This is a genomic window from Streptomyces sp. Tu 3180, assembly GCF_009852415.1.
GTDB lineage: Bacteria > Actinomycetota > Actinomycetes > Streptomycetales > Streptomycetaceae > Streptomyces.
This window is the reverse complement of the sequence record NZ_WOXS01000002.1, coordinates 4,209,690-4,222,907: the sequence shown is the minus strand read 5'-3', so window position 1 is coordinate 4,222,907 and position 13,218 is coordinate 4,209,690. Positions and strand designations below refer to the sequence as shown.

10 protein-coding genes are annotated in these 13,218 nt (G+C 69.3%); 3 read left to right on the top strand and 7 right to left on the bottom strand.

Translation table 11 applies throughout. The annotated features are described in order from the left end of the window. Window positions 1-3: 3 nt before the first annotated feature. The 7 genes from gyrA to dnaA form a co-directional block, all read right to left on the bottom strand. A complete protein-coding gene (gene gyrA, locus GL259_RS19915) occupies window positions 4-2,595 on the bottom strand; it encodes a DNA gyrase subunit A (RefSeq protein ID WP_159534676.1) in 2,592 nt (863 codons plus the stop codon). Between the two features lie 42 nt (window positions 2,596-2,637). Continuing rightward, window positions 2,638-4,707, bottom strand: coding sequence for a DNA topoisomerase (ATP-hydrolyzing) subunit B (gene gyrB, locus GL259_RS19910; RefSeq protein ID WP_159534674.1), 2,070 nt, complete (start codon window positions 4,705-4,707; stop codon window positions 2,638-2,640). A gap of 433 nt (window positions 4,708-5,140) precedes the next feature. Next, entirely contained in the window at window positions 5,141-5,695 is a 555-nt protein-coding gene (locus GL259_RS19905; RefSeq protein WP_159534672.1) for a DciA family protein, read from the bottom strand. Beyond that, window positions 5,692-6,813 (bottom strand): DNA replication/repair protein RecF, encoded by a 1,122-nt coding sequence (recF, locus tag GL259_RS19900; protein ID WP_159534670.1) that lies wholly within the window; start codon window positions 6,811-6,813, stop codon window positions 5,692-5,694. The genes GL259_RS19905 and recF overlap by 4 nt, the downstream gene beginning before the upstream one ends. A gap of 36 nt (window positions 6,814-6,849) precedes the next feature. After that, window positions 6,850-7,725: a phosphogluconate dehydrogenase (NAD(+)-dependent, decarboxylating) gene (gnd, locus tag GL259_RS19895; RefSeq protein ID WP_159534668.1), complete on the bottom strand. Its 876-nt coding sequence runs from the start codon at window positions 7,723-7,725 to the stop codon at window positions 6,850-6,852. Window positions 7,726-7,949: 224 nt separating this feature from the next. After that, complete coding sequence (dnaN, locus tag GL259_RS19890; RefSeq protein ID WP_159534666.1) at window positions 7,950-9,080, bottom strand: DNA polymerase III subunit beta; 1,131 nt, start codon at window positions 9,078-9,080, stop codon at window positions 7,950-7,952. Window positions 9,081-9,953: 873 nt separating this feature from the next. Next, window positions 9,954-11,939, bottom strand: a complete 1,986-nt coding sequence (dnaA, locus tag GL259_RS19885) for a chromosomal replication initiator protein DnaA (RefSeq protein ID WP_159534664.1) — start codon at window positions 11,937-11,939, stop codon at window positions 9,954-9,956. Window positions 11,940-12,314: 375 nt separating this feature from the next. Here dnaA and rpmH point away from each other — a divergent pair, with 375 nt between their 5' ends. Genes rpmH through yidD form a run of 3 tightly spaced genes read left to right on the top strand, consistent with a single transcriptional unit; the run spans window position 12,315 to window position 13,216 of the window. Then, the gene (gene rpmH, locus GL259_RS19880; protein ID WP_003956500.1) at window positions 12,315-12,452 is read left to right on the top strand and encodes a 50S ribosomal protein L34; all 138 of its coding nucleotides are present in this window, start codon (window positions 12,315-12,317) and stop codon (window positions 12,450-12,452) included. Window positions 12,453-12,473: 21 nt separating this feature from the next. Continuing rightward, a complete protein-coding gene (rnpA, locus tag GL259_RS19875) occupies window positions 12,474-12,845 on the top strand; it encodes a ribonuclease P protein component (protein WP_159534662.1) in 372 nt (123 codons plus the stop codon). Continuing rightward, window positions 12,842-13,216 carry a membrane protein insertion efficiency factor YidD gene (yidD, locus tag GL259_RS19870; protein WP_159534660.1) on the top strand — a complete coding sequence of 125 codons (375 nt, stop codon included), beginning with the start codon at window positions 12,842-12,844 and terminating at the stop codon, window positions 13,214-13,216. The genes rnpA and yidD overlap by 4 nt, the downstream gene beginning before the upstream one ends. Window positions 13,217-13,218: the final 2 nt, after the last annotated feature.

The following is a 13,218-nucleotide window of genomic DNA, read 5'->3' as shown; positions in this document are numbered from 1 at the left end:
GTGCTACTCGGCCGAGGGCGCCTCACCCTCGTCCGTGCCGACGGTCGCGGCCCCCTCGTCGGACTCGTCCACGACCACGTCGCCGTCGACTTCCTCCGCCTCGCGTCCCGCCTCGGCGTTACGGGCGATGCCGACCACGGCATCGCGCTTGCCCAGATTGATCAGTTGGACGCCCATGGTGTCACGGCCGGTTTCCCTGATCTCGTTGACTCGCGTACGAATCACGCCGCCCGACAGCGTGATGGCGAGGATCTCGTCGGTCTCCTCGACCACCAGCGCGCCGACGAGGGATCCACGGTCCTCGACGATCTTGGCGGCCTTGATGCCGAGACCGCCGCGCCCCTGGACGCGGTACTCGTCGACGGCGGTCCGCTTCGCGTACCCGCCGTCTGTGGCAGTGAACACGAACGTACCGGGTCGGACAACATTCATCGAGAGCAGCTCGTCGCCCTCGCGGAAACTCATGCCCTTGACGCCCGAGGTCGCGCGGCCCATGGGACGCAGTGTGTCGTCCGTGGCGGTGAACCTGATCGACTGCGCCTTCTTGCTGATCAGCAGCAGGTCGTCGTCGGACGAGACGAGTTCGGCTCCGATCAGCTCGTCGTCGGAACCGTCCTCCTGCTCGCGCAGGTTGATCGCGATCACACCGCCCGAGCGCGGGGAGTCGTAGTCCTTCAGCGGCGTCTTCTTCACCAGGCCGGCCTTGGTCGCCAGCACCAGGTGCGGGGCCGCCTCGTAGTCGCGGATCGCCAGGATCTGCGCGATCGCCTCGTCCGGCTGGAAGGCCAGCAGGTTCGCCACGTGCTGCCCGCGCGCGTCCCGCCCGGCGTCGGGGAGCTCGTACGCCTTCACGCGGTACACGCGGCCCTTGTTGGTGAAGAACAGCAGCCAGTGGTGCGTGGTGGAGACGAAGAAGTGGTCGACGATGTCGTCTTCCTTCAGCTTCGTGCCGCGCACGCCCTTGCCGCCGCGCTTCTGGGCCCGGTAGTCGTCGGTCTTGGTGCGCTTGATGTAGCCGCCGCGCGTGACCGTGACGACGATGTCCTCCTCGGCGATCAGGTCCTCGATGGACATGTCGCCCTCGTAGGGGATCAGCTTGGTCTTGCGGTCCTCGCCGTACTTCTCGACGATCGCCGCCAGCTCCTCGCTGACGATGCCGCGCTGGCGGACCGGGGAGGCGAGGATCTCGTTGTACTCGTTGATCTTCGCCTGGAGTTCGTCGTGCTCCTGGACGATCTTCTGGCGCTCCAGGGCGGCCAGGCGGCGCAGCTGCATCTCCAGGATCGCGTTGGCCTGGATGTCGTCGATCTCCAGGAGGTCCCTCAGGCCCCCGCGCGCGATCTCGACGGTCTCACTGCGCCGGATCAGCGCGATGACCTCGTCGATGGCGTCCAGGGCCTTCAGCAGGCCGCGCAGGATGTGCGCCCGCTCCTCGGCCTTGCGCAGCCTGAAGCGCGTACGGCGGACGATGACCTCGATCTGGTGCGTCACCCAGTGGCGGATGAACGCGTCCAGGGAGAGGGTGCGCGGCACGCCGTCGACCAGCGCCAGCATGTTGGCGCCGAAGTTGGTCTGCAGGTCGGTGTGCTTGTAGAGGTTGTTCAGGACGACCTTGGCGACCGCGTCCCGCTTGAGCACGATGACCAGGCGCTGGCCGGTGCGCGAGGAGGTCTCGTCGCGGACGTCCGCGATGCCGCCGATCTTGCCGTCCTTCACCAGGTCGGCGATCTTCTGCGCGAGGTTGTCGGGGTTGACCTGGTAGGGCAGCTCCGTGACCACCAGGCACTGGCGGTTCTGGATCTCCTCGACCTCGACCACCGCGCGCATGGTGATCGAGCCGCGGCCGGTGCGGTACGCCTCCTCGATGCCCTTGCGGCCCACGACGAGCGCGCCGGTCGGGAAGTCGGGGCCCTTGATGCGCTCGATCAGCGCGTCGAGCAGGTCCTCGTGGGACGCCTCGGGGTTCTCCAGGTACCACTGGGCGCCGGCCGCGACCTCGCGCAGGTTGTGCGGCGGGATGTTGGTCGCCATGCCGACCGCGATACCGGCCGAGCCGTTGATCAGCAGGTTCGGGAACCGGGACGGCAGGACGGTCGGCTCCTGGGAGCGGCCGTCGTAGTTGTCCGTGAAGTCGACGGTCTCCTCGTCGATGTCGCGGACCATCTCCATCGACAGCGGCGCCATCTTGCACTCGGTGTAGCGCATGGCCGCCGCCGGGTCGTTGCCCGGCGAGCCGAAGTTGCCGTTGGAGTCCACCAGCGGCATCCGCATCGACCACGGCTGCGCCAGGCGGACCAGCGCGTCGTAGATCGAGGAGTCGCCGTGCGGGTGGTAGTTGCCCATGACGTCGCCGACGACGCGGGCGCACTTGTAGAAGCCGCGCTCGGGGCGGTAGCCGCCGTCGTACATGGCGTACAGCACGCGGCGGTGGACGGGCTTGAGGCCGTCACGGACGTCCGGCAGCGCACGCGAGACGATGACGGACATCGCGTAGTCGAGGTAGGAGCGCTGCATCTCCGTCTCGAGCCCGACGGGCTCGACGCGCAGGACGAGGCCGTCCTCTTCGGACGTGACGGGAGTGTTCTCGTCGGTCATTGCTGGTGAAGGTCCTTCCTGGTGCGGTCAGCTGAGACCGACTCAGATGTCGAGGAAGCGGACGTCCTTGGCGTTGCGCTGGATGAACGCGCGGCGGGCCTCGACGTCCTCGCCCATCAGGACCGAGAACAGGTCGTCGGCCTGGGCGGCGTCGTCCAGGGTGACCTGGCCGAGGACGCGGTGCTCCTGGTCCATCGTGGTGACGCGCAGTTCCTCGGCGTTCATCTCGCCGAGGCCCTTGAAGCGCTGGACGGAGTCCTCGCGGATGCGCTTGCCGGCCTGGCGGCCCATCTCGATCAGCGCGTCGCGCTCGCGGTCGGAGTACGCGTACTCGAAGTCGTCCTTGCCCCACTTGATCTTGTAGAGCGGCGGGCGGGAGAGGTACACGTGCCCGGCCTCGACCAGCGGCCGCATGAAGCGGAACAGGAACGTCAGCAGCAGGGTGTTGATGTGCTGGCCGTCGACGTCGGCGTCCGCCATCAGGATGATCTTGTGGTAGCGGAGCTTCTCGATGTCGAAGTCCTCGTGCACGCCCGTGCCGAACGCGGAGATCATCGCCTGGATCTCCTGGTTCTGCAGGATCCGGTCGATGCGCGCCTTCTCGACGTTGAGGATCTTGCCGCGGATCGGGAGGATCGCCTGGTACTGCGGGTTGCGGCCGGACTTGGCCGAGCCGCCGGCGGAGTCGCCCTCGACGATGAAGATCTCGCACTTGGTGGGGTCGTTCGACTGGCAGTCGGACAGCTTGCCCGGCAGGGACGCCGACTCCAGCAGGCCCTTGCGGCGGGTCAGGTCGCGCGCCTTGCGGGCCGCCACGCGCGCGGTGGCCGCCGCGATGCCCTTGCGGACGATGTCCGCGGCCTCGTTGGGGTTGCGGTCCAGCCAGTCGTTGAGGTGCTCGTAGACGACCTTCTGCACGAAGGTCTTCGCCTCGGTGTTGCCCAGCTTGGTCTTGGTCTGGCCCTCGAACTGCGGCTCGCCCAGCTTGACCGAGATGATCGCCGTCAGGCCCTCGCGGATGTCGTCACCCGTGAGGTTGTCGTCCTTCTCGCGCAGCAGCTTCTTCTCGCGCGCGTACTTGTTGATCAGGGCGGTGAGCGCCGCGCGGAAGCCCTCCTCGTGCGTACCGCCCTCGTGGGTGTGGATGGTGTTGGCGAAGGAGTACACGCCCTCGCTGTACCCGTTGTTCCACTGCATCGCGACCTCGAGCGACAGCAGCCGCTCCTTGTCCTCGGCCTCGATGTCGATCACGGAGGGGTGCACCAGCTCTCCCTTGCGGGAGTTGAGGTACTTCACGAAGTCGACGATGCCGCCCTCGTAGTGGTACGTGACGGACTTGACCTTCTGCTCCTCGGCCAGTTCGTCCGCGCCCGCCTCGTCGGCGCCCGCCGTGGCCTTCGCCGACTCGCGCTCGTCGGTGAGCTTGATCGTCAGGCCCTTGTTGAGGAACGCCATCTCCTGGAAGCGCCGCGAGAGCGTCTCGAAGGAGTACTCGGTGGTCTCGAAGATGTCCGGATCGGCCCAGAAGGTGACCGAGGTGCCCGTCTCCTGCGTCGCCTCGTGCTGGGCGAGCGGGGCCGTCGGCACGCCCATCTTGTAGTCCTGCGTCCAGCGGTGGCCGTCGGTCTTCACCTCGACGGACACCTTGGTCGACAGGGCGTTGACGACCGAGACGCCGACACCGTGCAGACCGCCGGAGACCGCGTAGCCGCCGCCGCCGAACTTGCCGCCCGCGTGCAGCACCGTCAGCACGACCTCGACGGCCGGCTTGCCCTCGGAGGGCACGATGCCCACCGGGATGCCACGGCCGTTGTCGACGACGCGCACCCCGCCGTCGGCGAGGATCGTCACGTCGATGGTGTCCGCGTGACCGGCCAGCGCCTCGTCGACGGAGTTGTCGACGACCTCGTAGACGAGGTGGTGCAGTCCTCGCTCACCGGTCGAGCCGATGTACATACCGGGTCGCTTGCGGACCGCGTCCAGACCCTCGAGGACGGTGATGGCACTGGCGTCGTACGAGGCGGTGCCCTCGCCGTTCGAGGTACTCGCCGCGTTGTCCACGCCGGTCTCGGTGGACGGGATGTTCTCGTTGGGGTTGCCGGAATCGGCCACGAAGCGCCCTTTCTGGCACAGCACGAGCCGGGCTCGTCGGCGGGTTGCCGGAGCGGCTGCGGCATGTTGCGTTGGTAAGCCTTGATCAGCGTTGCTCAGCTTTTCCCGGGCGGTCCCCACGATCGGGGCGGGATTGTCTTCCATTCTACCGGTAGCACTGACATCGATGGGGGTTTGCCGGTACCTGGGTTCGCATGTGCCGCCCTCAACCGGTCTCGTCCGACTCCCGATATGCGGATGGGGGCCCCAAGACGCTCACGAGGGCACTCAGCGCTTCGGGGCGTCAACCCTTGGCTACTTTGGAGTCAGGTGGCGATTCGCACCCTTGTGCGGTCGCACGGCGAAGCGTGTCCCGGCGGCTCGAACCGGCTGCGGAGAAGACCTGTTGTGATGTCGGACACGTGGGGCGGGAGGGCCGGAAAACGGCCTCCGCTCACCCGTAGGTGTCCCCGGGACCCGTGCTTCCGGGGGCGCGCAGCGGGCCGTAGCGGCGGGCGGGACCACCGGGACCGTTGACCTTGATCAGCCTCACGGTGCCGTGTCCGAGGTCCTCGTTGAGGCGGGCCACCAGGGTCGGGGCGAGCAGCCGCAGGTTCGTCGCCCAGGCCGTGGAGTCACAGCGCACGCTCAGGACCCGCTCGTCCTCGTCGTACCGCTCCGGCTCGCAGTGCTTGGCCACGTCCTCGCCGACGATCTCGGGCCAGCGCCCCATCACCCCGCCCACCGCGGCCGGGGCCTCCCAGCCGCGCTCGGACAGCAGGCGGTTGATCGCCGCGCCGAGCGCCATGGGGTCGCGCCGGTCGGCGCGCGCCCCGGAGCGCAGGCCGCCGTGCCGGGCCTGCTTCTTCTGCCGAGCCACGTCCCCCCGCGCGCGGGCCGCCTCCCTGGCCGCCCGCAGCGCCACGCGCGCGAGGTCGACGCCGGACGGCTCGGGGGGCCTTCCGGGCCCGTCCCCGGCTGCGCGGCCGGGCGTGCCGGATTCGCTCATACGCGCTCCACCGTCCCCTCCGCCACCGCGAACCGCGCCCCCGACAGCACATGGGGCACGTCGTCGTCGACGGCCGCGGTCACCAGGACCTGCTCACCGGGCGCGACCAGCTCGGCCAGGCGCTCCCGGCGGCGCGCGTCCAGCTCAGCGAAGACGTCGTCGAGCACCAGCACCGGCTCGTTGCCCTCGGCCCGCAGCAGGTCGTAGGAGGCCAGGCGCAGCGCCAGCGCGTAGGACCAGGACTCCCCGTGGGAGGCGTAGCCCTTGGCGGGCAGCCGGCCCAGCCTGAGCAGCAGGTCGTCGCGGTGCGGGCCGACCAGGGTGACGCCCCGCTCGATCTCCTGCTTGCGGGCCTCGGCGAGGGCGGCCATCAACTGCTCGAACAGGTCCTCGCGCGTGTGGGCCTCACCGGGTGCGGAGGGCCTGTACTCCAGCAGGACCGGTCCGCCGCCGGGGGCGAGCTGCTCGTACGCCTTGTCGGCCATCGGCTGGATCGCGGTGATCAGGTCCAGCCGCTGGGCCAGGAGCTCGGCGCCCGCGCGCGCGAGGTGCTGGTCCCACACGTCGAGGGTGGACAGGTCCAGGGTGCGGCCGCCGTGCCGGCGGGCCAGCGCGGCCGACTTCAGCAGGGTGTTGCGCTGCTTGAGCACCCGGTCGTAGTCGGAGCGGACGCCGGCCATGCGCGGGGAACGCGCGGTGATCAGCTCGTCCAGGAAGCGGCGCCGCTCACCGGGGTCGCCCTTGACCAGGGCGAGGTCCTCGGGGGCGAAGAGGACCGTCCGGACGATGCCGAGCACGTCACGGGGCCTGACCTGCGACGATCTGTTGATACGGGCGCGGTTGGCGCGGCCCGGGTTCAGCTCCAGCTCGATCAGCTGCTGCCGCTCGCCCTGGCGGACCTGGGCGCGGATGATCGCGCGGTCGGCGCCCATGCGGACCAGCGGGGCGTCGGAGGAGACGCGGTGGCTGCCCAGGGTGGCGAGATAGCCGACCGCCTCGACGAGGTTGGTCTTGCCCTGCCCGTTGGGCCCGACGAAGGCCGTCACCCCCGGGTCGAGCGGGACCTCGACCCGGGGATAGGAGCGGAAGTCGGCCAGCGACAGATGCGTGACGTGCATGGTCGTTTCGCCGACCTCCCCACCTTCGGGTGTTGCTTACTTCTTCTCGACCGCGTGGCCGCCGAACTGGTTGCGCAGCGCCGCGATCATCTTCATCTGCGGCGAGTCCTCCTGACGGGAGGCGAACCGCGCGAACAGCGAGGCGGTGATCGCCGGCAGCGGGACCGCGTTGTCGATGGCGGCCTCCACCGTCCAGCGTCCCTCACCGGAGTCCTGTGCATAACCCCGGAGCCCGTCCAGGTGCTCGTCCTCGTCGAGGGCGTTCACCGCGAGGTCGAGCAGCCAGGAGCGGATGACGGTGCCCTCCTGCCAGGAGCGGAACACCTCGCGGACGTCGGTGACCGAGTCGACCTTCTCCAGCAGCTCCCAGCCCTCGGCGTAGGCCTGCATCATGGCGTACTCGATGCCGTTGTGGACCATCTTCGCGAAGTGGCCCGCGCCGACCTTGCCGGCGTGCACCGAGCCGAAGTCGCCCTCGGGCTTGAGGGCGTCGAAGATCGGCTGGACCTTGGCGACGTTCTCCTTGTCGCCGCCGTACATCAGCGCGTAGCCGTTCTCCAGCCCCCAGACGCCGCCGGAGACGCCGCAGTCGACGAAGCCGATGCCCTTGGCCGCCAGCTCCTCGGCGTGCTTCTCGTCGTCCGTCCAGCGGGAGTTGCCGCCGTCCACGACGACGTCGCCGGGCTCGAGCAGCTCGGCGAGCGCGTCGACGGTGGACTGGGTGGGCTCGCCGGCCGGGACCATCACCCACACCACACGCGGGCCCTTGAGCTTGCCCACAAGCTCTTCCAGGCTGTGGACATCGGCGAGGTCCGGGTTGCGGTCGTATCCGAAGACGGTGTGGCCCGCGCGGCGTATCCGCTCGCGCATGTTGCCGCCCATCTTGCCGAGGCCGACGAGACCGAGCTCCATCAGTTGTGTTCCTTAGGTTGCGACGTGACGTGGCGGCACGGCCGTGCCGCGGCACTTACGTACCCGCCCTGAGCCTAATCCCGGACGCTCACGCACATCTGTGGGCATACGCGCTCATCCGCACGCCCCACCTGCGGGTTCGTCCACAGCCGCCTCCGGGGTCCGCACCGGCCCCATCGACCGCCGGGACGTCCGGAAACGGCTGTGCACAGCTGTGGACGACGTCAGCCGCTGAGCCGCACCGGCATGATCAGGTACTTGTAGGCCTCGTCCGCCTCCGCGTCCACCGCCGGCCGGCCGCTGAGCAGCGCGGGCTTGGTGGACGTGGTGAACGACAGCTGGGCCACCGGGGAGTCGATGGCGCTCAGGCCGTCCAGCAGGAAGGTCGGGTTGAAGGCGATCGAGATGTCGTCGCCCTCCAGCTGGGCGTCGACCCTTTCCACAGCCTGTGCGTCGTCGCTGGAACCGGCCTCCAGGATGAGCACGCCCTGCTCGAAGCTCAGCCGCACCGGGGTGTTGCGCTCGGCGACCAGGGCCACGCGCTTGACGGCCTCCACGAAGGGGGCGGTCTCGATCACGGCGATGCTGTTGAACTCGGTCGGGAACAGCGTGCGGTACTTCGGGAGGTCGCCCTCCAGCAGCCGCGTGGTGGTACGGCGGCCGGCGCCCTCGAAACCGATCAGGCCCTCGCCCGCGCCCGAACCGGACAGCGCCAGGATCACCTGGTCGCCGCTGGTCAGCGCCTTGGCGGTGTCCAGGAGCGTCTTGGCGGGCACCAGGGCGACCGCGGAGGCGTCCGGGTTCTCCGGCTTCCACAGGAACTCGCGGACCGCGAAGCGGTAGCGGTCGGTGGAGGCCAGCGTCACGGTGTCGCCCTCGATCTCGATGCGCACACCGGTGAGGACGGGCAGCGTGTCGTCGCGGCCGGCCGCGATGGCGACCTGCTGCACGGCGGAGGCGAAGACCTCGCCGGGGACCGTGCCCGTCGCGTTCGGCATCTGCGGCAGGGCCGGGTACTCCTCCACAGGCAGGGTGTGCAGGGTGAACCGCGAGGAGCCGCACACCACCGTGGCCCGTACACCGTCTGTGGAAATCTCCACCGGCCGGTTGGGGAGGGCGCGGGAGATGTCGGCGAGCAGGCGGCCGGAGACGAGGACGGTGCCCTCCTCCTCGACCTCCGCCTCGACCGACACCCGCGCGGAGACCTCGTAGTCGAAGCTGGACAGGCTCAGCTGGCCGTCCTCGGCCTTCAGCAGCAGGCCGGCGAGGACAGGGGCCGGCGGACGGGCCGGGAGGCTGCGCGCCGCCCAGGCCACTGCCTCCGCGAGTACGTCGCGTTCCACCCGGATCTTCACTGTTGCCGCCTCCTGCTGTTGCCGGCGCTTCTCGGCCTGCCTGGCTTTCGTCGTCTGACTCGGTGTCGTCGGCCCCTGTGGGGGGAAGGACACCGGGGACCAGTCTGACGCACCGCACTGACAGTAGGTGCCCCTCGGGGTCAAGTCGTGACGAGGGGCGGCCGGGGTCGGGACAGCGAGTTGTGCACAGGGCCCCCTTCGAAACGAATTCCTCGCTCTCTCTGGTCGGGAGTAGTAGTAGGGCCTGTGGATACCGTGGATAACCCTGTTTCCCCAGCTCAGCGTGGTTTTTTTATCCACGGGGCCTGTGGGCCGGGGTGGTGGACAACCGGGCGTCTCTGTGGAGAACGGAAAGTTCTGCACACTCCGTGCACAGGGTGGGCCGAGTTCTCCCCAGAGCCGTCCCCAGCTTTGGCAGTCTTTCCCACAGGCCCCTGCGGTACCTCGATGTGACGCCTTTCACTCGTTGCGGTGAGGACGCACGTCGCGTTGCCGAACAGTGGACAGACATGTGGAGAAGACCGTGATCGCTGGGGACAACAGGCCCCGACCTGTGGGTTTCCCGTGGACAACTTGATCCACAGACTGTGGACCGTCACTTTGTCCACAGCCTGTGGAGATCGTTCGTCCACGAATCCACAGCGGGCTGACCTGGCCTGATGATCTCTCGACAGGGGGCGCTGTGGACAGCGTCGGGATAACTTTCCGGTCCCCAGGATGTGGACGGGAAAAAGTCACCGAATCTGTGGAGGACGGCCGTGACCTGGCTGTGTAATCGAACAGCGGTGGCTGCCGACCGCGTCGGCGGCAGACAGAAGGGCGCCCCCGGATGTGCTCCGGGGGCGCCCTCGGGTCTCTGTGCCGCGGCGGGACTCAGCCGGCCTTGATGCGGTTGGTGAGCTCAGTGACCTGGTTGTAGATGGAGCGCCGCTCGGCCATCAGGTTGCGGATCTTCCGGTCGGCGTGCATCACCGTCGTGTGGTCGCGTCCGCCGAACAGCGCGCCGATCTTCGGCAGGGACAGGTCGGTCAGCTCCCGGCACAGGTACATGGCGATCTGCCGGGCGGTCACCAGCGCGCGTCCGCGGGAGGTGCCGCACAGGTCCTCGACCGTGAGCCCGAAGTAGTCGGCGGTCGCGCTCATGATCGCCGTCGAGGTGATCTCCGGGGCCGAGTCGTCGCCCCCGGGCATCAGGTCCTTCAGGACGATCTCGGTCAGCCCGAGGTCCACCGGCTGCCGGTTGAGCGAGGCGAACGCCGTCACCCGGATCAGCGCGCCCTCCAGCTCGCGGATGTTCCGCGAGATCCGGGAGGCGATGAACTCCAGCACCTCCGGCGGGGCGTTCAGCTGCTCCTGCACCGCCTTCTTGCGCAGGATCGCGATGCGCGTCTCCAGCTCCGGCGGCTGGACGTCGGTGATCAGGCCCCACTCGAAACGGTTCCGCAGCCGGTCCTCGAGCGTCACCAGCTGCTTGGGCGGCCGGTCGCTGGAGAGCACGATCTGCTTGTTGGCGTTGTGGAGGGTGTTGAAGGTGTGGAAGAACTCCTCCTGCGTCGACTCCTTGTCCGCCAGGAACTGGATGTCGTCGACGAGCAGGATGTCCATCTCGCGGTAGCGCTTGCGGAAGCTGTCGCCCTTGCCGTCACGGATGGAGTTGATGAACTCGTTGGTGAACTCCTCCGAGCTCACGTACCGCACCCGCGTCCCCGGGTACAGGCTCCGCGCGTAGTGCCCGATCGCGTGCAGCAGGTGCGTCTTGCCGAGCCCGGACTCCCCGTAGATGAACAGCGGGTTGTACGCCTTCGCCGGTGCTTCCGCGACGGCGACCGCGGCCGCGTGGGCGAAGCGGTTGGACGCGCCGATGACGAACGTGTCGAACAGGTACTTCGGGTTCAGCCGCGCGGTCGGCTCACCGGGACCGGTGGCCGGCGCGGGCTGGGCGGCCAGCGGGCCGGGCGCACCGGTGGTGGGCAGGTTCGGTCCGACGGGGCCGCCGCGGTGGACGCGCCCGGCGCCGGAGGGCGGTTCGGGCAGCTCGCGGCGCACGGCGTCGCGCTGGTCGTAGTCGCCGCGCTCGTAGTCCTTGCGCGGGGCGTCGTAGTCCCCGCGTGAGGTGTCGTAGTCGCCGCGCGGCGTGTCGTAGTCGGGGCGCTGCTGGTCGTAGGACGGGCGCTCCAGCGGCTGCGGGCGGTAGTCCTGCGCGGGGGAGCCGCCGTAGGAGTCCTGCGGGCCGTAGGCGTCCTGCGACGGTGAGGCGTACGGGTCCCGCTCCGGGAAGCCGAGGCGCTGCTGCTGCCATCCGTACTCGTCCTGCGCCGGCCGCGGCCAGGAGCCCGGCTCCGGGCGCTGGTACTCGGAGGGGTAGGCGGGACGGGCGGTGGGGAGCTGGTCGCCCGAGGGGCCCGGCTGCTGGTCGGCACGGCGGCGGCCGTAGCCGTCGTAGCCCTCGTACGGCTCGCGGCCCTCGTACGGCTCGCGCTCCGCCCGGTCCTGCCGCTCGGGGCGGTCCTGGCGGACGGCCGGGAGTTCCGGTTCCTCGTAGCGCGGCTGCGGGCGGGGCGCCGGCGGGGCCGGGGGTTCGCCGACGGTGTCGTCGACGGTGATCGCGATCCGGATCGGACGACCGCACTCGCGGCTCAGGGTCTCGCTGACGATGGGCGCGAGGCGGCCCTCGAGCACACCCTTAGCGAATTCGTTCGGAACGGCGAGCAGGGCGGTGTCGGCGACCAGCGCGAGCGGCTGGCAGCGCCGGATCCAGTGCTCGTCCTTGCTCTCGACCCCCTGCCCGCGGCCTTCGCCGAGGAGCTGCTCCAGTACGCGTGGCCACACTGCGGCAAGATCGGCAGGTACGTCAGCCACAGGGCACGCTCTCTCACAGTCCCCTCGAACGTGTGATGCGAGGGACGGGTCGGGATGTAAATCGGGTGGTGGAGGGTCAAGGGAACGAATCGGAGTCAAGCCAAGGTAGTCAGCGCGACCCGTGCGGTTCAAGTTGTTGTCCCCAGGCTGTGGACAAGTGTCTCCCGGTGGCCGCTGGTTTGACCGAACGGCGCAGCCGCGCGTACCGTAACCAGGTCGAGTTGTCGATGGCTGCTGCCGCCTGCCTCCGATGGGCACAGATCGCGCAAGGTGATCGGTCAGCGGTGCACTGGGGCGTAACGCGAGCTACTCGTGGGCGCACGGTGACAGCCAGGACGGCACCCCGCAAACACCGATTTCTTCTGGAGCCCCCGAGTGAGCAAGCGCACCTTCCAGCCGAACAACCGTCGTCGCGCGAAGACCCACGGCTTCCGGCTGCGTATGCGCACCCGTGCCGGCCGCGCGATTCTCGCGTCCCGCCGTAGCAAGGGTCGCGCCCGTCTGTCCGCCTGATCCCGGTCAGGTCATGCCGTCGTGCTGCCCACCGAGAACCGGCTGAGGCGGCGCGAGGACTTCGCGACCGCGGTACGACGAGGGCGCCGGGCCGGAGGTCCGCACCTCGTCGTCCACCTTCGTAGCGGTGCCACGGACCCGCATGCGCCTGGGGAGAGCGCTCCCCCGACGCGTGCGGGTTTCGTCGTGAGCAAGGCCGTGGGCGGCGCGGTGGTGCGCAACAAGGTGAAGCGCAGGCTTCGTCATCTGATGCGCGAGCGAGTCGACCGGCTGCCCCCCGGTAGCCTGGTAGTCGTACGAGCGCTGCCCCCGGCGGGCAACGCCGACCACGCACAGCTGGCCCGAGACCTGGATGCCGCTCTGCAGCGGCTGCTGGGAGGGGGCGCGCGATGAAGTACCCGCTGCTGGCTCTGATCAAGATCTATCAGTGGACGATCAGTCCACTGCTGGGGCCGGTGTGCAAGTACTACCCGTCGTGTTCCCACTATGGCTACACGGCCATCGACCGGCACGGTGCCGTCAAGGGCACGGCGCTCACGGCCTGGCGCATCCTGCGGTGCAACCCGTGGTCGCTGGGCGGGGTGGACCATGTTCCGCCGCGCAAGCGTCCGCGGTGGCACGAAATGCTGCGTAACGCCTGGCGTGCACGCAGGGGCGGGCCCTCCGCCGCCGAACCGGCCACCGAAGGACGGACTTCTCCCACAAGTCAGACGAGCCCTTCGAGCCCGGCCGCAGAGACCTCGTCCCATGCCCAAGGAGCATGATT